Here is a 19,458-nt window from a genome sequence, read left to right as displayed (position 1 = left end):
TTTAACAATAAACTACCCTAACAAAGCACCTTCCTTTTCATAAACAATTTTCCCGCCGATTAATGTCGCTTCAACTGGTATATCTTTAATCTCCATTGGATTTACTTGTGTTGGATCATCGCCCAATACTGTGAAATCTGCTTGTTTTCCTATTTCAATACTACCTACGTTTGCTTCGTTGAAGTTCAGTTTTGCACCAAATATTGTCATTGATTTTAAGGCAGTTACCACATCAATTCTTTGATCAGCTCCTAGTATTTCTCCTTCTTTCGTAAGGCGATTAACTGCAGCCCAAACTGAAAATAAAGGTGAAATTGGAGTAACTGGGCAATCGGAATGTAATGTGAATAAAATATCTCGATCCACCATGTCGGCTAGCGGACTAATCCTACTAGCTCGCTCAGGTCCAAGGAATAAACGTTTATGTCTATCTCCCCAATAATAGACGTGATTAATAAATACAGAACCTGCCACACTAAGTTGTTTCATTTTATCAAGATCATCTATAGTTGCTGTTTGTACATGTTCAATCCGATGACGATGGTTATCTTTTGGTGCTTTTTCTAATGCATAAGAATAGCTATCTAAAATGGAGCCAATTGCTCTATCGCCATTTCCATGAATCGTAACCCGGAATCCTCGTCTGTGTAAGTCTAGAATTTCTTCATTGAAAGCCTCCTGATGATAAAGCAGTTCTCCAACTACATCAGGATTATTATAATATGGTTCTCTTAGAGCACCAGTTAACCCTTGAATAGAGCCATCTTGGAACATTTTTGCACTATCTAAACGAGCATTGCCATTGGATGACTTCATTATTTCTTCATTTAGCTGTTCTGCTGAGTAATTCCCGAACTTTTCACCTTTACGTAAAAGGGTGTGCATCACCATTAATTGGGAACGCATTGGATTGATCCCTTCTTTTGCTGCAACGATATGAGCTTCTAATTCTGCTTCACCAATAAACAAACCTACTCCAGCGTCAGAATTAGTCGTAATTCCCTGTGATAAATAATCTTTTGAACCTTCTCCTAGTGCTGTAATCATCTCATCTACACTAGGAACTGGAACATACTTTTGAACGTATTCCATTGCAGGTATCTCATGAAGAACACCGTCTAGGCGACCGTTTATGTCACGTCCAAAATGTCCACCTCGAGGATTAGAAACAGATTCATCTATACCAGCTAGTATAAGTGCTTTTGAGTTAACAGCTGCAAAGTGGCTGGAAATATGCGTGAGAAATACTGGATGATCAGGAGCAACACGATCTAACTCTTCTCTTGTTGGATGTCGTTGTTCTTTCAGTAATGTATCATCATAACCATATCCCTCAATCCATTTTCCTTTTGGCGTGTCGATTGCCATAAGCTTAACTCGTTCCAATATATCATCAACACTGCTGTTTGGTGGTGTACTGCAATTCACCTTATTTTTATTAAGAGCGTACATTAAGATATGATTATGTGTATCTATGAAACCAGGAATTATTGTTCTCCCATTTAAATTAAGAACCTCTGTACGTGGTGTTAGAATAATAGTGCTAGGTGGTTCAGATTCTGTCCAGATTCCACTAATACGTCCATTTGTAACTGCTAGTGAACCGGAACGGCTGTTTTGTTTATCAAGGGTTAGTATAGTTGCATTTGTAATGAGTAAGTCTATGTTTTCCATTTTTTCCTCTCCTTTAAAAATGTGATTCGTTATGACCCTGTTTTTTCTTCTATTGCATCTTCCGCAGGATCTTTCATTTCCTTTAATGAGAAATAATAGGAAGTAACTTCTTCATCTGCAGAGTGTTCCGTATATAAACTAACGATGATTAATAGTAGGAACGATGTAATTAATCCAGGTGCAATTTCATGGATTCCAAAAGGTGTTCCAGAAAGCTTCCAAATCATTGAAACGAGTATACTTCCAACCATACTTACCATTACACCTTTTTTTGTTGCACGCTTCCAGAACATCGCAGCTAGTACAGGTGCAACGAGTGTTACTGCCGTGAAGGATAGAGCAAATTGATAAATGGTAATGATATCTGTAATAAAGAGTGCAATTACAAGACCTAATACAGCCATACCAAGAACGGATATACGGGATACTTTTAATAGTTGGGCATCTTCAACACCAGGTGCAATCCATTCTTGATAAATGTCTTTAGCAATATTAATTGCACCACTTAAAAGAAATGATGTTGCACCAGTTAAAAGAGCTGCTAATAGTGAAACCATGAATAATCCACCAAGAGCCGCTGGAAATACGTCTACTAAAAACTGAGTGTATACTTGATCAGGAGCAGTGCTTGTACTTAATGTTTGAAGAGCCATAATTCCGATAAGAACAGCTAAGAAGCTAATAAATCCTGAGATGATAAAACCAGTTGTGACGGACCATTTTGCTACTTTAGTAGATTTTGCAGCAGATAAGCGTTGCCAAGTTGTTTGCCACACGATATAAAAAGGTCCGAAAACAAGGAACCAGTTTAATAACTCTTTACCACCAATACTGAAGAAGTTGAAAAGATGTTTCGGTGTTTCATTTTTAAGAACTTCTACACCACCAATATGGTTTAACCCTAAGAAAAACATTAAAATAACACCTGCTAAAATAACGATCGTTTGTACAGTATCTGTCCACGCTACACTAAACATCCCGCCCATGAGTGTGAAAATAACACTGATTACAAAACCAATAAAGATTCCCCATGTAACAGAAATATTAGATGTTGAAGAAAGGATAGAGCCCATTCCAACAAGTTGCATTGCAAAAGTAGGAGTCATATAAAGTAATCCAATGATTAGTGCTGGGAGAAGGGCGGATGATTTTCCAAATCGTTTTACAAATAAGTCCGGTATTGTATATAGTTTTAGCTTCCGAATTGTCGGTGTGAGAATGGCGACAAATAAAATGGTAAAAGAGACGAAACTGATGGAGGTAATGAAATAAGAAATTCCTATTTCAAAGCCTTTTCCAGCTGCGCCGATTAGCGCTGCAGAACCTGTAACTGTTGCAATAACTGTTCCGGTAATTGGAAAGAACCCTAAGCTAAAGTTCGCCATTAAATAATCATCTGCAGTTTTAACTTTTCTTGAGGAAATAATACTAATTCCAAAAATTACAACTAAAAAGACAATAATCCAAATTAGCCACCAGTTCATATGATCTCCCCTTTATAATTAAATTTTATATAACGGATAGCTAATGAAGCTTTCTTTTTCATTGAAACTTAAAGAAAAAGGTATACGATCGATCACTAGGTAGAGTCTTTACATAAATCATACCTTAGGTAAAGTGTGATTTTGTTTAGATAGTATTAGAATTTAACGTTAAACATTAGTTGAATTTTAAATTTATTAAGGTCAGAACATCCGGACCTCTATGTTTAATAAGAGGGTTATTATTTAACCATATCATTCTCTTGGTTCAAAAAATTGTATTTTACTTAAAACAACAAATGGTACTTTTATCTATATTATTCTAAAGTATTTAAATTTAGAAAGAGTTTATATAGATATTAATAAACTCCTTTTTGAAACAAGACAAAACAAATTTATTCTAAGATGATGCATTCTCCAAATCATCTCGCATATCAGATGTTTCCTCTTTATCCTTAAAGTCTCCTAAAATCAAATGATCCATTTCTGCTTTTGGAATAGCTCGAATATGTTTAAATTTAACGAGGAAGAACAGGGCGCCGAGACCTAACCAAACAAATAAAGCAATCCATGAAGGGGTACTTAAAAATCCAGGAGACCCTGGTACGATTAATAATAGAAGGAATCCGGCACTGCTTAGGATACCTAACAGACATAGAAACTTTCTTCTTGGTGCAACAGTAGCACGTTTATTGTTACGTTTATCGTTATTATCTGACCATTTGAATAGTCGATAAGCTATATAACATGTATAGAAGTATGCGATGGTTACTCCTAGTGCGGACATATCCACAACCCATAACAATGCTTCTCGCCCAAAGAAAGGAGCAAAAAGCGTAAAAGCTAATGTGAATAAAATGCCAACATGTGGTGTCTTATGTGAGCGATGTAGTTTTCCGAAAGCTGCTGGAAGTACTTTCGCTCTCCCCATTGCAAATAATAATCGGCTGGCGGACATGTAGAACCCATTCAATCCTGTAAGGATACCCATGATTAATGCAAATGATAATAAAATAACACCAATTGTTCCATAGGCATTTTCAACAATCATAGCAGTTCCCCAAACAGATCCTGCTTGAACAGCTTCCATCCAAGGTTGACCAATCCCAGTTGCAATAACAGTCATCGAATAAGTAAGAGCTGCGAAAACTAAGGCAATGACGATAATACGAAAAGCTTTTTTCGGTGAAAAATTAAATTCTTCGGCAGCCTGAGGGATATTATCAAAACCAATATAGGCCCATGGTGCAATTGCAATAATGGCTGCTATCGATGCGATAGAACCGACCCCAGGTTGAAAGAGCGGTTGTAAATTGGAAAAGGAACTTGTAGGATGAACAATCATAGCAATGGTTAATAACGTAACCCCGCCAAATAAGCAGATGCAAAATACAAATTGACTAAAGGCAGAAGAACTTGCCCCACGGATATTGACAAGGGCGAAAACAGCTAATGAAACACAGGCAACGATAACTTCACCTGTATAAACCTCCCAGCCTGCAATTGAATACATATAACCTCGTTCAACAATGGAAGGTAAGACGAATTTCCCTAGAAGTGCAAGTGCAGATGCATTTAGCGCAACAATTGCAACATACCCTAATGTAAGGAACCACCCACAGATAAAAGCATGGTACCTCCCAAGACCATAATAGGCATACGCGAATCCTCCTCCAGTAACTGGAAGTTTTTCAATAAGAGAGCTAAAGCTAACTCCAATAATGATCATTAAAACTGCCCCAATTGAAAATCCGATAATTACGCCAAGTGGCCCGGCCATAGATAGCCAGTCTACTGGAAGCACAAAAGCTCCCCAGCCAATTGCTGATCCAAATGCAATTGCCCAAACCCAATGTGGCTTCAATGTCTTTTTTAATTGCTGACGCTCTTCCATATTTAAATTCTCCTCTCATATTGTAAGCGTTGTCAATAGGTTATATAAATTAAAGCATGATGTGTTTTATTAATCAATAATTTTCGGAACTTTTGATTATTTGAATGTGTAATAGAAGTTATTGAGGAATTGAATAGTATTCAAAAAAGATTATAGGAGTGTCCTAAGCCATTCTTTCCTTCCCCAATTAAAAAATGATAAGCTATAGTAGCTTGAATTTTATTCCAAACATAACCTTAAAAGAGAAAAAATAAATTACCAACAAAGGGTGATCGCAGGTGAGAAACGTTTATAGTGATATTATTCAATTTCGTGGGAATCATTATGATTATGGCTATATGCAAGGTGAGCTTCTGAAAGAGTCATTAATTATTAAAAATAGACATCGCGATTGGAAATTGAGAAGACCACGGTTCACAATTGATGAGGCTGAAGCAAAACAAGCATTTATGCGGTTTGCACCGGGAATATGGGAAGAGTTGCTCGGACTGCGAGATGCGCTTGAACAGCCAATGTCCATCATTCTTCGTGACTTTGGTAACTATCGTGTGCAACCTGTCTATAGTGGCTGTTCGATTTTAACTGGGAAGGATTATATGATTCGGAACTATGATTATCATCCGAAAACATATGAGGGACGCTATAATATATTCCAGCCAAGCGATGGTGGATATGCTGTTATCGGGCCATCCCAACGAGTAACTGGTCGAATGGATGGCATGAATGAAAAGGGGCTAGTAATGGGTTACAACTTCATGCATCGTAAAAATCCGGGTGACGGATTTATTTGTCATATGATCGGAAGAATTATTTTAGAAATGTGTGCTACTGTCGAAGAAGCAATTGAGCTTGTAAAAGAGATACCACACCGGACCTCATTTAGTTATATTGTGTTGGATGAAAAAGAAGAAACCTATGTAATTGAAGCAACGCCAAGATCTGTTCAGGTACATCAATCGAATGTCTGTACGAATCATTTTGAGGTTCTGCAGCATGAGAATCGCCGTTTTATTGCGGAGTCACAAGAAAGACTGAATGCAATCAACAATCAAAAGTCACAAGCAACGGATGCTTATCAAGCATTTCGACTATTGAATGATACAGATAAAGGGGTATTTGTAAGTAACTACAAAAGCTGGTCAGGTACATTACATACGTCGGCATATTTTCCGAAAGAAAAGCAGGCATGGATTGCGCTTGGAGGCAATCAGGATCCTGTGAAAATTGATTTTGAATCATGGTTGAATGGTAGCGATTTAGAAAGAAGTAAAATCTACGGGGAGATAAATACTAGTGCTGGATTTGCTCATATGGATGTAAATCCTCGATAGTAAAACCGAAACGATGGATTGCATGCCCAGATAAAAACAGGAACCTTAAATATCTATCCATAAGGTTCCTGTTCTTTTTTTATAATACACGATAAAGAATTCTTTCCACATCTTCAATGATGCTTGAGAATAATAGTTCTCCTAAAATATATGAAATGATTGTAATTAAAACTACTGTTGCTAAGCTGAGGTAGATTTTTTGCCCGTTTGGATTTACTTTTGATGCTTTTTCATAAACAAATAATACAGGGATAAAAACAAAAGCAAAAATCATGGATAAGATTAATGGAACGATTGTCAATTCAATGGATCCTATAATACCGCCCAGCATAGCAACAACATTTAGTGCAGTGAAAGGTACGATAATACTGCCATATTGTGTTAATAAAGTTTTGAATGATTCCTGATTCTTTGCTAGCTTTGTCATTGCGAATGCACTTCCAAAGGTAATAGCAAATGATAGAATAACGCCAAATATCAATCTGGATGTTAGATCAAAGAAAGGTATAGTAACACTAAAGAAGCCACCGAGTGAACGTGCAATAGTACTTGCTAGGAAATAAAGACTAAATGCATAGATAATAGCAAATAATCCCAGTGTAATTAAGCCGCTAACAAAGTGTTTTTCAGTTGACGCAAAAGCGTGTGTCGGGTTTTTAAGTAAATTTAAAAAATAAGACCAGTAATGACTGACACCACTTTTAATTGCAGAGGCTGATGGCTGGATGGCTGTAGCCGTTGCAGCTTGCTCAAATCCTGCTCTTACTTCCTGCTGAGGGCTTTGGGTTTGTCCTTCATCACTTTCTATTACTTGTTCTCCACAAGCACCACAAAACTTGCCTGATTCCTGTTGGAAGTTACATTTAGGACATATTAGCATAATTAAACTCTCCTTTTTAAGTAAATTTTATTTACCAAATATGTAATCTAACATGACTTGTATGTATATGCTTAAATACCTAATAAACCTCCTTTCATATCGTTGAATGGTAATAAGTACCTATTATTATTAGGCTACAAATTACTATTATAACAAACTATTTTATGATTAAAAGGTAATTTTTATTATTTAATAGTTATAATTTTTTATATTATTATAGGCTTAACAAACTAGTGCAAATAACCTATAATTATTCTTGTGCTGTAATTTATACGGGGATTTTATACTGTTTTTATATCAATTCATTTATTTTCCCTGCTATAAAAAAGAAGAATAGGAGGAGCATCATGAGAAAGCAATTTATTTTTGGATTATTTATTTTGGTATTATTTTTAAGTGGGTGTAGTCAAGGAGCTGTTTCTGCTGTTGAGGATGTGTATAGGGCATCTCTTGATGGGGATCGTGAAAAAGTCGCCCAGCTCTTTTCGCAATTTGACGGATATGATAGCTACTATCTGGATGAGGTTATGGATGACATATCTTGGAGTGTTTTGGATATTGGTGGTATCGAAAATATGAACTTAAAAGAGGTAAAGCGAAAAGAATTAAAACCAGAAGCTATTGAAGAATTAGATGATATGTATGGGGAGAATTGGGAATTGGTTGCTACGCAATTAGATGAGGATGATTTCTTTTTCTGGGTATTGAAAAAAGTGAGTGGAAGTTATTTTATAGTTGATGCAGAAGATTTTGATTTAGAGGATTTAGAGGAAATGTTGAAGTAGATAACATAAAAATGCAATTAGTAGTATACATAGAACGTAGAGTTTACAAATTAATAACATAAAAAAGAAGGATATCATACATATGAATAAATTTTGTAAAGAGTGCGGGGGTTCTATAGCCTCTTCGTTAAAATTCTGTCAACATTGCGGGCATAAACTGGAAACGCCAAGTAAGACAGATCCTAAAAAGCAAGTAAATCCGCCAGTAGAGTCGAAACAAAGTAGAAAGCTTACGAAAAAGCAAAAAATGATTGTGAGTGTTGCAGCAGGTTTGTTCGTTATTTTTGCCGGATTTTATATGTGGGGGAAATCATATATGTCAGCCGAAAATACGGTTGAAAGATTTGTCGAAGCATTAAAAGAAGAAAATCAGAAAGTGATTCAGAATATAGCTGTTTTGAACTATGATTCTGAGTTATCCGATGCTGAGATAGAAGCCTTAATTTCTCTTGCGAAAGCAGATAATGAATATATTAATTTAGCTGCTATAAGTTCTGAAAGATTTTTGGCTGAAAATGAGCTATTTACCCTGGTTCAAAATGGGAAATGGCTTGGAATATTCGATCGACTTAGTATTTCGGTAAAATCTCAATACATCGAGGTTTACAATCCATTTGAAGGTGTAGTGAATACATTTAATGATTCAGAGATTTCAATTCATGAGGATGAAGATTACCGAATTGTATATGGACCAATGTCTCCAGGAATTTATAATTTGAGTAGTAAATTTAGTGGCGAGTATACAGAAGTAGAGGCGAACGATACCGTTATTCTAGCAGATGAGTATAGCGACTGGGTTATGCATGACGTAGAATTGGAAGCCGATTATGTAATGTTGGATTTATACAATACAAATGGAGTTCCAGTTGAAAAAGCCTACATTGAATTGAACGACCAACAAATTAATTTTAATGACAGCCTAGTCATAAATGAACTTGGTCCATTGGATTTAGATGGTTCCATTACTGTAACTCCAGTTATTGAAACGAAATGGGGAAAGGTTAAATTAGATAAGCTGAAATTAGAAGATACGTATTATGAACTATATGTTGATAAAATTAGTGAGGGTTTAATAGAATCATTATCAGAAGAAATTAGCGTATATGGAGAAGAATATGTCAAAGCACATGCTGGACATGATGCAAACTTATTTTCTAATATAACAGATGAAATGAAAGATACGTTTGTATCAAATTTCGAATATGACAAGGATATGGAGAATTATTTTACGGGACAATTAGATAAGATTGAAGTTGATTTTAACAACCTTCAATTTTACGAGGAAGAATCAACTGTTGCTGTTCCAACTGCTTTTTATTTTACGTCCGCGTTTCACTACTCTGATGAAGAAGCGAATTTAGCAGAAAGAATTAATTATTGTAATCTGGAAATAGTCTATAATGAGGATGACCAGTGGTTAATAGATGACTGTTATGCGAATAGTTTTTGGTCGAGTGACTTTGATGATAGTAATTCCTTGGTGAAATTGGAAGGATCTAAAGAATTACACAAGGCGGATAAATCTACAGTAGTTTCAACGAGTGAAGTAATAAGTGATGATCAAATTGAGGAAGTCACATTAAATTATATTTATAACCTTGTAGAGGCAATTAATACGAATGATTATAATTACGTAAAACCTTTCATTAAAGATGGAAGTGAATTGTACGATATGCAATTAGGTCTTGTAGATCGATTGAATGAAAATGGGGTAACGCAAGAGGTAATTAATGCAGTGGTAACAAATATCGAAGAAAAAGAAGATAAATGGATGGTAACCACAGAAGAAAAAATTAAAGTAATCTATGAGAGTGGTAAAGAAGAAACAAATGATTATGTTTGGAAATATATCGTAGAAAAAGATGGTAATGAAGTAGTATTAGTAAATATTGATGAATAGGGAGAGCTATACCGGGGAATCTCGGTATGGCTCTATTCTTTTTCGAATGGGTAACGTACAAATCAATAGCGTAACGAATGGGGATTAGATGAATATAAAAAGGATTTCCCACTAAATTACTTTGTGGAAAATCCCATCGTACTTAACTTTCTGGATTGATGACAATCTCAACGCGGCGATTTTTACTTCTGCCATCTTCATCTTCATTTGATTCAATTGGAGCAGTTTCGCCGTATCCTTCTGTATGAATCGTTAGATGGCTAATATCACCATGTTCTTCCAAATAATGAAAGACGGATTCAGCTCGTTCTAAAGATAAATTCAAATTATACGATGCATCCCCTTGATCATCTGTATGGCCATTGATATGAATCGTTGTTTCAGGTTCTAATTCTTCTAATTCAGCAAGGATACTATTCAATGTCTCTTGGGAAAAATCCATTAATATACTTTCATCAAAATCAAACAGGAGATCATCGGGCACTTGCATTTTAATCTCTTCATCAGCAACTGTTAAATCCACTTTTTCTGGTGGTTCCATGTCTGGAATATCTAATTCAACAAGCTTTTCAAGATAATGGCTTCCATCTTCAGAAGTTTGTAAAAGATCTCCTTCCAACTTCCCAAAGTCTTCTCCATAAGCCGCTAGAACATCATCCCAAGTATTTTGATTCGCATGAACTTGAAGAGGAATGTACATACCAGGACGCAAGGATAGGTAAGGTATTTTAAGATCAAAGGAACCATCTGGATTTACATTCGTATAATCATAGGAAAATGGTACAATAACATCTGTAGCGTTCGTTAAATCGCCACCTAACCATGTCCCTTCAAGTAGATTACTTTTTCCATGCACATAGATAAATTTATGATCCGTCGTTACCTCGACATCCATCCAAACATTCGAATCTCCATAATCATTTGGAAGTTCATCCCATTCTGGCGTTTCAATTGGTAGCGTATATGGAGTTTCCTGGTCTGCATCTAATAACAAAGTTGTTCGAACCTCGTACTGATCACTTCTTGACGTTTTGTATAGTTGAGGCCCTATCACTTGATTGAAGTATATACCATAATGCTTTGTCGTATCCTCACCCAAAGAGGATAATCGGAAATCAATTATCGCACTCCCATCATAGCCAGGATATTCAAATCGGAAGGAACCATCCGCTTGTACCTCTGCATTCTTCATAAAAGCTGCGATTGGTAATGTGCTGCTTCCCGTCGAGCTAATAATCGACCCTGGTAATAGGTTACTTTGGCCTTCTACAATAATTTGATCGTCCTCAATAATCATTTCGCCACCGATCCATACCTTTAGGTTGCCAATATCCTCTTTATAATCCACTGGACTTTCCTTGATAGGTTCTTCCTTATCTTCTGCTTCTATAGGATTACGTTGTTCTTCATCTGAATTATTATTTTCAGTATTAATTGCATTTGCTTCCTCGTTTGTTGTATCTTTACAGCCTATAAGAATGATCATTAATACTAAAAAAGCTATGAAAATTAAAGACCTTTTCAAATTCAGCTCACCTTCTCCATATTCATTCAAAATAGTGTAGGAAAATTATAAAATTGCCTCATTATAGATTACCATACTAAGATTGGGAATAAAAGAGGATTTTGGAATGGGAAAAGGGTGTATAGCGAGTTTGTATATTTCTCGTTCATTTTAATAATGAAGTATGGAATAAGAAAGCCATTAAAGGCTTCCTTATTTCATACTCACTTTTTCTTCCACATATGGAATGGTTAGTGGACCAAGTGGAAGAACGGCAATTGTCATGGAGTCACCATATTTTTTCTTTAAATCTTCTATGGTTTGTTCGATGTCATGGGTAGGCTTTAACATTGTATTTTTTACTTGATGATCTGATAGTTTAGAATAAACGTACACATCAGCCCAAACTTGGATAACGGCTTGCTTTTGAACCTGCCACTGATCAAACATTTTAAATTCTGGGTTATTTATCATATCTAGCAATTCTTGTGGATTGTCAGCCATTTTAAATATTTTTGCATAGTTTCCGTGATCAGGCAGCCCATCTGAACATTCCGATGCGACAATAATAGATCCGCCTTCCTTCACGATCTTATGTGCAGCACTCATCCCTTTTACTGCCTGATATAAATTCTGGTCTAATGGATAACCGGAATTGGATGTAATGACAACATCAAAGCGTTCCTCACAATGGAACATTGCATGCTCTTTTGCGAATGCACAACCAATATCATGTGCTTCGTACAATTCACCTGCAAACACATTTGTTATTTCTTTTTCTCGGTTCAATGTAACGTTTAACATAAAATCTGGCTTACATAGACTGTTAATTTCACGTGTCATATCTTGTACCGGATTATTCTCCATATTTCCCCAGGTAGAAAGGGGGTCACCAATCATTCTTGCATTATGGAATGTTAAAATCGTTTCAATTCCGGCGATCCCTGGCATGATTCCCTTTGGTCCACCAGAAAAACCAGCAAAGAAATGTGGTTCAATAAATCCTGTTACAATACGAAAATCCGATTCAACATATTCTTTATTCAGGTAGACATCACAACCGAATTTGCTTTTACCAAGGTTAACAAGTGTATCTTTATCATGACATTGATTATTAATGATTCGAATATTGTCAACTACCCATTCTCCTAGCATCTGGACAAATTCTTCTCGTGTTTGGTCACGATGTGTTCCTGTCCCATTAATAATGACGAAGTTTTCTAATGGGACATGGTTTAATTCCTCTATCAATAGGGGAACGAGTATGTGATTTGGTGTTGGTCTCGTAATATCGCTTATCACAATAGACACCGTATCCGTTGATTTAACAGATTCCTTCAATGATGCGGCACCAATTGGGTTTCGCAACGCTTGCCGGATCGCGTCTTTTTCATCATCGAGTTTTGGCAAATTTTTCGGTTCAATGAGAAAAGCGTTGTCTGGCAATTCTATTGAAATTCCACGCTTTCCATATAATAGATCTGTCTTCATGATGGGATCCCTCATTTCATTGATAGTTTTCATCCGTATATAATTGTGCTGGCAAAAGGAATGTTTTGTGGCACCAAATAATATACGGATTGCGCGTGAAAAAAGATAGCGCTTTCCAATTGACTAATCGTTTACAACATGTTTGGCTTCCGGAGTGCTTTTATCCTTATTAAGACCAAGATCCTCACGGGTACCATCAATTCCTCTTTTACGTTGGTATTTATCCATTAAAATTACGCCTAAAGGACAGAGCAATGAAGTAGTAATGGTCGAAATTGAAATTTGGGCTGTAGCAATAGGGACAATGTTTTGGATTGCTTCAAACTCTGTTTGTGTCATTGCTCCTGCGCCAACAGCAACAGCTGCTGCGGCTGCAACGGCGGCTGGTGTTGCTGCAGCATTTCCAGCTGTTGAAGCTTCAGAAATTGGTGCAATAAAGCTTTTTTCTTTAAATAATTTAAACATCAGAATACCCATCCCAGCAGAACAAACGAAAGTTAGAATCGCGAGTGTCAAACCACCTGCAAGAACTGCTGGATTAAAGAAGTTTGCCAAATCCATGCCTGCTCCTAGTGCAAATGCAAAAAATGGGATTGTAATCGATTCGCCTGGTTTTAAGAATTCTCGTATTTTCGGATCCAAGTTACCTAACAGCATACCAATTCCAATTGGTAGTAAGACTGCTATAAACGATATCATCGGGAAAGCTGTCCCTAATACACCTAGTGCAACTAATGTTAGGAATGGTCCATCATTGATCGCAAGAATAGAAAGTCCACCGACATCAGATCTATTTCCAAATTTACCAGTTAAGGCAGCGTACATCCCACTATTACTATTTGTCATCCCAGCAATTAACGCAAGAGTAGAAAGTCCAAACAACCCACTCATCGGATCAAAAAAGTAACCAAAAGCCATACCTACTGCCACACCAGCGAAATATTTCGACCCAGTTAGCAGGACACCTTTTTTTAATGCCTTTCCACCAACCCTTAGATTCATTTGGCTTCCAACACAGAATAGAAATAAAGCAATTAATACAAGTGCACTATCCTTAAATAGTTCCTGAGAGAAACCACCGATTCTTAAAAACTCGTAAAAACCTTCCTCTGTTTGTGGTGCACCTAGGAATTTTAAAACATTCATTACTGCAGGTATATGCATTTGGTCAATCGTGTTTAAGGAAGCTCCTAGTAAAAGTGGAACGACCATTAGTCCCCCAGGTACTTTTTCAATTGTGTCTTTTATGTTCATAAATCGCTCCTCCTTTTGGTGGTAAAAAAGAATATTAAGAAAACACCTAAGTTAGCATTAGTATGTTTAGGTTGAATGCAGCCCGTTCGTTGCGATGTGGCTATTTGTTTGATTGTTTTGATGTCTAAAATGATAGTAGGTTCGTATAACCTGTTCAGCACTTTGTTCTAATAATTTAGCTGCATTTGTTATCGATTCCTTTAGTGTCATAGGTTGGCTGATAATACTATGGATGCTTATAACTCCAAATTCATGAAGTACTTCAATTCCATCTCCAATTGAGCCAGCTATAATAATAGTCGGAACATCCTGTTTTTTAGCGGTTTGAGCGACGCCGAGCGGAGTTTTTCCTGACGCCGTTTGACCATCTACTTTACCTTCACCTGTAATGACTAAATCGGTATTTGGCAACAATTCAGCGAATTTACTATGCTCTAATACAACATCAATGCCGCGCTTTACTTCACAGGGGAAGAAAGCTTGAAATGCTCCTCCTATACCTCCTGCTGCCCCTGCGCCAGGTAGGTTGTGTAGGTGGATCCCTGTAAGCTCGGCAACATGGTCGGCCCAGTGGGTAAGGTTTTGATCAAGAAGTTCAACCATTTCTGGGCTTGCTCCTTTTTGTGGCCCGAAAACATGGGAAGCGCCGTTTGGTCCGATAAGTGGATTTTCCACATCAGAAGCAATTAGAAAGTTGCAATCTTTAATGCGCGAATCGAAAGATTGATCTTCAATCGAAGCGATCTTATCTAATTCTCCACCACCATATCCGATTTCATTACCATCTTTATTGAAAAGCTTTAGTCCGAGTGCTTGGAGCATTCCGGCTCCACCATCATTGGTTGCTGATCCACCGATGGCAATGATAAATGAAGTAAATCCATCATCCATTGCTTGTTTTATCAACTGACCAGTTCCGTATGTTGTTGCTTTTAAAGGAGAAAGCTGTTCATCTGTAAGAAGTGTAAGTCCTGATGCTGTTGCCATTTCAATAACACAGGTTTTCTTATCTCCTAAAACACCATAGGATGACTTCACTTCATTCCCTAAAGGTCCAATAACTGTGAGGTCTCTTATTTCTCCTTTGGTTGCAGTGACGAGCGTTTCTAACGTTCCTTCGCCACCATCTGCAACAGGTAACATCACTGTTTCCGCTTTCGGAAAAGCCTTTTTGATTCCTTTATCAACTGCATTTGCCGCTTCAACTGCACTTAAGCTCCCTTTAAAGGAGTCTGGTGCAATAATGATTTTCATGCAATCACATCCTAAGTAAACGTTTTCAATATCTGTAGATTAAATTATACGAATCTTGACTAAAAATGTATATGGTTATACCATATGAAAAAATGGAGATAAATCAGATTTATTTTGCGCGAGATAACCAAAGGAGATAACGAGACATGGAAATGATAACGAAGGAAATTGCAAATGCAATCGTAAGAGAAACCTCATTACGTTTAGATCGTAACGTTAATATTATGGATACGAAAGGAACTATTATTGCCACAAAGGATGAAAAAAGGTTACATACGGTTCATGAGGGAGCGGTTGAAGTATTAAAGAGCGGAAGAGCACTTACGATCTATTCCCATCAAGATGAAGCATGGGGGGGAGCACAACCGGGGATTAACCTTCCAATTGTATTCCAGGAAAAAATAATTGGAGTTATCGGAATTACAGGAAATCCTAATGAAATGGGGGATATTGCGGAATTAGTGAAGATGGCAACAGAACTCATGATTAATCAAGAATTTATTGCTTCACAGCTCGAATGGAAGCAGCGTACGAAAGAAATGATTATTGAACAACTGCTAAAAAGTTCCCCTTCCTACGATGTATTGAATCGAGGTCTAAGTATGCTGAAATTAGAACTTACCCCTCCTTTTACAGCTATTGTCATACAAATAGATGAGCTTAAGATTCCGAAGCAGGATTTTATTCAGAGATTGGAGAAAGTATTTGGTGAAAACTATGTGATAACAGGTTTTATCAGTCTTAACCAAATCTTTATTGCTGTAACAGGACTTGAAGAAAGTGAATTGCTGACTAGTGTCCAATCAATAGCAAGGCTTCTAAAGAAGGTGCAAGTGAAATTTAGAATGGCTTATAGTTTAATGTTTCATGAATTAGAACAATTAAACCAGGCATACTCGGATTGTAAGCTGGCTTTAAAGATAAGTGATCCTAAGAAAGAAATTATTTCATTTGCTCAATTTGAAGTGAGGGCATTATTGTACCAAATCGATAAGTCTGTTGGGGAAAGGTTTTCTACCAGAATATTACAGCGTATGGATAAAACAAAGGCAGAAACGTTAGAAGCATTCTTTGCAAATGATTTGAACCTCCAAAAAACGGCGGATGCATTATTTTTACATCGAAATACGTTAATCTATCGAATAAATAAAATAGCCAATGAAACAGGTTATGATCCGAGAAGGTTTAATGATGCATTGATCTTACAAGTTGCCTTGTGGATTTATGTACAGGAATAAGAAAGGTATTGTTAAAAATGAACTTATTGGTAGGAAAGTTTAGTGCTATAAGTAAATGACTAAGCTACTTTTGTATTTGCCGGTTTCATATAAAATTCTTAAAACCGGCAGTAAAAATTCAAACTGAGTTTTTTACATAAATTTTAACCAATACCTTTCGAATGAACGCACCAACACTTAATCCAATTGGTAGAAATAAGATAGGAAGCCACATTGGTCCGATGTACACACCAAAAATTGTAAATGTTGGGGAAAAAATTAAGCCTACTGTAACAAAATAGGCTGAAAAAACAAGGGGGAGGTAAGCGAAAGGTTTTTCACCACCTCCAGCATCTTTATAAGCATCCCAGATAGCAAAAAAATATAAACATGGGTAAAACATAAGCCATAAATAATTTGTTTGGGCAATGGCTTCTTCAATTTTCATATTGAAGCTTAGTACAATAATTGTATTAAAATTTCCCATGACGTTAACTAAAAATTCTAATCCAATTAGTACGAATCCTTTCATATATTTCCGATTTAATAATTGGCCGAATCCAGGTAGAGCAATACTCCATAACAGTACTTCTAATTTTTTACTTTTTTTATCTGCCTTTTTTTCCATTTTAACCTACTTAGCTAACCCTTTTCGGTCAGCTGCCATTGGTGGCTGTTCCATCCAGCCATTGTCAATCATAATATTAGCACCATCATTTGCATAGTTAGCTATTTCTGCCATTAAACGAGTATAATGAAGTCCTATATCATGCCTCGGGCTTAATGACATAGAAGTACCGTATTGACCAATTCCAGAAGCGATTAAGGATGAGGTTAAAAACATCATTAGTCTATCTGAAAAAGGAGGTACAGTAGACTCCGTTACTTCTGGAGTTAGCAGGATTGTCCCATCGGATAAGTAACTATTACTTAGTATAGAGTTGAAAACTTCTAAATGCTTTTTGGATATATCACGGCCTCTTTCAAAATACTTTCGTACCTCTTTAGACTGGGCTACTTGGCTAAAACCGGTTATAACAGCTTGTCCCAGTGAATTTCTTCGTGCATTAAACACGAGGTTCGTTATTTCTGAACCTAGTAGAGGGCGTCTGTCTGTCAACCAACCTGCAGTGAAGCTTTGCTTCTTAACAAAGTCAATTTGATTAGGAATTGGCAAGTATGGTGCACGGATATGGATTCCTATTTCTTTTGATAATTCCTTTGTTTTTATGTGTAATTCTTGTGAGGCGGATAAACTTTCCGTATAGAATGTAAGTAAGTCATTTCTAACGGAAGTAGTTAAGGATGCAACTTGACTGGCTAAATTAATAATGGTCATATTTACTACGAATTCAATGTAAAGCTTGTCAGAAAATAGACGGGGCGCATTTAAGTTGACATCTTGCTCTGAAAAACCTTGGGGAATCGGGTATTCCTCTTTGATAAAGAAGCTGGTTGTTTGTTCAAGCTGCTGTTCGGATAATGTTAATGCATGTTCAAGTATGGAACGAATCTCATCATGCTCAACGTGCACTAAAAAATATTTTAGTCCACATATAGCCATGGAATTACTTTGATATAATGCCCATAAAGTTGATATTTCTGGAGCCGTTAATTTAAGATTATCATGATTTCCCATTTGTTTTAATCCTCTCTTACATAAAATGTTCGATTGTTTTCTCTCGTTAGTTTTTGATGAATAACATAATTTATTCACGGATTCACAACTATTTCTTGTATTTGGTAAGAGAGAGTTATAAGGACTTCACATCCAACGTTTGAATAAAACGAATAAATGCCCGGACAATGTTCATTTGTAAGGCATCTTCATGATAATACATCCATGTTTTTCTAATAATCGGTTCTCCAGACGGGTGATAGATAGGTTTTATAAAGAGATCTGAATTTGGACGAACAACTAAATTTGCAATAATCGCATAACCTAGTCCGTTAATAATCATTTCTTTACACGTTTCAACTTGATTGACTTGAATGGTAATGTTAGGGCTTTGTGAATAGTTATGGTACCACCATTCATCAACCATACTTTTCATATGCTCGTCGGTATGATAATCAATCCGAGGCATGCGAGGCAGATCCTCCCATTTAAAATCCCATGGGGATGCAATACATACTTCTTCTTCGTATAAAAGTTCTTTTTTTTCCTTCCATGGATAGTCCCCTTTAATAAAGCTGATATGTACCTCATTGTTTAAAATTAGTCGATGCATTTCACTACTCCATCCAGTTACCATTTGACACTCGACATTTGGGTACTCCTTCTTAAAAAGACGTAACAATTTTGGCATCTTATTCAACGCAAAGAAATTAGAAACGCCAACTCGTAGTGTACCTGTTACTTGATTTTTCATGTTATGTATTTTTTCTTCAATCTTTCGTTGTTCGCGAAGCATATTTTGTGCATGCTGTGCTAATTGCTCTCCCTCTGGGGTAAAGGTAACGCCTCTTCTTTTCCGGATAATTAACTTTATACCGTAGTGTTCTTCTAATTTTTGCATACGTGAAGTTAATGTAGGCTGTGATAGAAATAGTTGTTCAGCTGCCTTCGTAATATTTTCGGTGGAATATAGTGCGGCTAACATTTCCCAATCTTGGTGGTTCATCCTAAATCGCCCCCATTCTATACAAGACTATTAGCTATAGAAAAAATCAATGGCTAATTATTAATATTATATATTTTTATAATTTTCAATTCAATACTATAATGAAGTTGGAAGCAATCATATAGATTTAAAAATTCATTCCTGAAACGCTATTAACTCTAACAATTAA

At 36.4% G+C, this 19,458-nt stretch carries 15 protein-coding genes; 4 read left to right on the top strand and 11 right to left on the bottom strand.

The window, feature by feature from the left end:
• Positions 1–12 precede the first annotated feature (12 nt).
• The 3 genes from F1560_RS01655 to F1560_RS01645 all read right to left on the bottom strand — a co-directional run bounded on the left by F1560_RS01655 (position 13) and on the right by F1560_RS01645 (position 5,049).
• The gene (locus F1560_RS01655) at positions 13–1,674 is read right to left on the bottom strand and encodes an amidohydrolase (protein ID WP_149472927.1); all 1,662 of its coding nucleotides are present in this window, start codon (positions 1,672–1,674) and stop codon (positions 13–15) included.
• A gap of 29 nt (positions 1,675–1,703) precedes the next feature.
• The gene (locus F1560_RS01650) at positions 1,704–3,158 is read right to left on the bottom strand and encodes a sodium:solute symporter family protein (RefSeq protein ID WP_149472926.1); all 1,455 of its coding nucleotides are present in this window, start codon (positions 3,156–3,158) and stop codon (positions 1,704–1,706) included.
• Between the two features lie 397 nt (positions 3,159–3,555).
• A complete protein-coding gene (locus tag F1560_RS01645) occupies positions 3,556–5,049 on the bottom strand; it encodes an APC family permease (RefSeq protein WP_149472925.1) in 1,494 nt (497 codons plus the stop codon).
• Between the two features lie 278 nt (positions 5,050–5,327).
• Between F1560_RS01645 and F1560_RS01640 the strand changes: the two genes are divergently transcribed.
• Positions 5,328–6,380, top strand: a complete 1,053-nt coding sequence (locus tag F1560_RS01640; protein WP_149472924.1) for a C45 family autoproteolytic acyltransferase/hydrolase — start codon at positions 5,328–5,330, stop codon at positions 6,378–6,380.
• A gap of 79 nt (positions 6,381–6,459) precedes the next feature.
• On the opposite strand, the gene F1560_RS01635 is transcribed toward F1560_RS01640, so the two are convergent.
• Positions 6,460–7,260: a hypothetical protein gene (locus F1560_RS01635; protein WP_149472923.1), complete on the bottom strand. Its 801-nt coding sequence runs from the start codon at positions 7,258–7,260 to the stop codon at positions 6,460–6,462.
• Positions 7,261–7,607: 347 nt separating this feature from the next.
• Between F1560_RS01635 and F1560_RS01630 the strand changes: the two genes are divergently transcribed.
• Both F1560_RS01630 and F1560_RS01625 read left to right on the top strand, forming a co-directional pair.
• Positions 7,608–8,045 carry a hypothetical protein gene (locus F1560_RS01630; protein WP_149472922.1) on the top strand — a complete coding sequence of 146 codons (438 nt, stop codon included), beginning with the start codon at positions 7,608–7,610 and terminating at the stop codon, positions 8,043–8,045.
• Between the two features lie 82 nt (positions 8,046–8,127).
• Complete coding sequence (locus F1560_RS01625; RefSeq protein WP_149472921.1) at positions 8,128–9,945, top strand: zinc ribbon domain-containing protein; 1,818 nt, start codon at positions 8,128–8,130, stop codon at positions 9,943–9,945.
• A gap of 142 nt (positions 9,946–10,087) precedes the next feature.
• On the opposite strand, the gene F1560_RS01620 is transcribed toward F1560_RS01625, so the two are convergent.
• The 4 genes from F1560_RS01620 to F1560_RS01605 form a co-directional block, all read right to left on the bottom strand.
• Positions 10,088–11,470 (bottom strand): OmpA family protein, encoded by a 1,383-nt coding sequence (locus F1560_RS01620; protein WP_149472920.1) that lies wholly within the window; start codon positions 11,468–11,470, stop codon positions 10,088–10,090.
• 192 nt (positions 11,471–11,662) lie between these two features.
• A complete protein-coding gene (gene larA, locus F1560_RS01615; RefSeq protein ID WP_149472919.1) occupies positions 11,663–12,940 on the bottom strand; it encodes a nickel-dependent lactate racemase in 1,278 nt (425 codons plus the stop codon).
• A 123-nt stretch (positions 12,941–13,063) separates the two neighbouring features.
• Complete coding sequence (locus F1560_RS01610) at positions 13,064–14,194, bottom strand: 2-keto-3-deoxygluconate permease (protein ID WP_149472918.1); 1,131 nt, start codon at positions 14,192–14,194, stop codon at positions 13,064–13,066.
• Between the two features lie 66 nt (positions 14,195–14,260).
• The gene (locus F1560_RS01605; RefSeq protein WP_149472917.1) at positions 14,261–15,448 is read right to left on the bottom strand and encodes a glycerate kinase; all 1,188 of its coding nucleotides are present in this window, start codon (positions 15,446–15,448) and stop codon (positions 14,261–14,263) included.
• Between the two features lie 146 nt (positions 15,449–15,594).
• On the opposite strand from F1560_RS01605, the gene F1560_RS01600 reads away from it, so the two are divergent.
• Positions 15,595–16,686, top strand: coding sequence for a CdaR family transcriptional regulator (locus F1560_RS01600; RefSeq protein WP_149472916.1), 1,092 nt, complete (start codon positions 15,595–15,597; stop codon positions 16,684–16,686).
• A 118-nt stretch (positions 16,687–16,804) separates the two neighbouring features.
• On the opposite strand, the gene F1560_RS01595 is transcribed toward F1560_RS01600, so the two are convergent.
• The 3 genes from F1560_RS01595 to F1560_RS01585 all read right to left on the bottom strand — a co-directional run bounded on the left by F1560_RS01595 (position 16,805) and on the right by F1560_RS01585 (position 19,289).
• Positions 16,805–17,293, bottom strand: a complete 489-nt coding sequence (locus F1560_RS01595) for a hypothetical protein (RefSeq protein ID WP_149472915.1) — start codon at positions 17,291–17,293, stop codon at positions 16,805–16,807.
• Between the two features lie 6 nt (positions 17,294–17,299).
• Entirely contained in the window at positions 17,300–18,304 is a 1,005-nt protein-coding gene (locus F1560_RS01590) for a DUF3231 family protein (protein WP_149472914.1), read from the bottom strand.
• Positions 18,305–18,419: 115 nt separating this feature from the next.
• Positions 18,420–19,289, bottom strand: a complete 870-nt coding sequence (locus tag F1560_RS01585) for a LysR family transcriptional regulator (RefSeq protein WP_149472913.1) — start codon at positions 19,287–19,289, stop codon at positions 18,420–18,422.
• Positions 19,290–19,458: the final 169 nt, after the last annotated feature.

Origin of the sequence: Oceanobacillus polygoni (assembly GCF_008304605.1) — a bacterium.
Taxonomy (GTDB): Bacteria; Bacillota; Bacilli; order Bacillales; family Amphibacillaceae; genus Oceanobacillus; species Oceanobacillus polygoni.
The sequence above is the reverse complement of the archived record's forward strand: the minus strand, read 5'-3'. Positions and strand labels throughout refer to the sequence as shown.

What these genes read in the sequence shown, in the direction of transcription:
- F1560_RS01625 (WP_149472921.1), top strand. Translation starts at nt 8,128, where the DNA reads ATGAATAAATTTTGTAAAGAGTGCGGGGGTTCTATAGCCTCTTCGTTA.
- F1560_RS01590 (WP_149472914.1), bottom strand. Translation starts at nt 18,304, where the DNA reads ATGGGAAATCATGATAATCTTAAATTAACGGCTCCAGAAATATCAACT.
- F1560_RS01655 (WP_149472927.1), bottom strand. Translation starts at nt 1,674, where the DNA reads ATGGAAAACATAGACTTACTCATTACAAATGCAACTATACTAACCCTT.
- F1560_RS01635 (WP_149472923.1), bottom strand. Translation starts at nt 7,260, where the DNA reads ATGCTAATATGTCCTAAATGTAACTTCCAACAGGAATCAGGCAAGTTT.
- F1560_RS01605 (WP_149472917.1), bottom strand. Translation starts at nt 15,448, where the DNA reads ATGAAAATCATTATTGCACCAGACTCCTTTAAAGGGAGCTTAAGTGCA.
- F1560_RS01650 (WP_149472926.1), bottom strand. Translation starts at nt 3,158, where the DNA reads ATGAACTGGTGGCTAATTTGGATTATTGTCTTTTTAGTTGTAATTTTT.
- F1560_RS01595 (WP_149472915.1), bottom strand. Translation starts at nt 17,293, where the DNA reads ATGGAAAAAAAGGCAGATAAAAAAAGTAAAAAATTAGAAGTACTGTTA.
- F1560_RS01610 (WP_149472918.1), bottom strand. Translation starts at nt 14,194, where the DNA reads ATGAACATAAAAGACACAATTGAAAAAGTACCTGGGGGACTAATGGTC.
- F1560_RS01645 (WP_149472925.1), bottom strand. Translation starts at nt 5,049, where the DNA reads ATGGAAGAGCGTCAGCAATTAAAAAAGACATTGAAGCCACATTGGGTT.
- F1560_RS01600 (WP_149472916.1), top strand. Translation starts at nt 15,595, where the DNA reads ATGGAAATGATAACGAAGGAAATTGCAAATGCAATCGTAAGAGAAACC.
- larA (WP_149472919.1), bottom strand. Translation starts at nt 12,940, where the DNA reads ATGAAGACAGATCTATTATATGGAAAGCGTGGAATTTCAATAGAATTG.
- F1560_RS01585 (WP_149472913.1), bottom strand. Translation starts at nt 19,289, where the DNA reads ATGAACCACCAAGATTGGGAAATGTTAGCCGCACTATATTCCACCGAA.
- F1560_RS01630 (WP_149472922.1), top strand. Translation starts at nt 7,608, where the DNA reads ATGAGAAAGCAATTTATTTTTGGATTATTTATTTTGGTATTATTTTTA.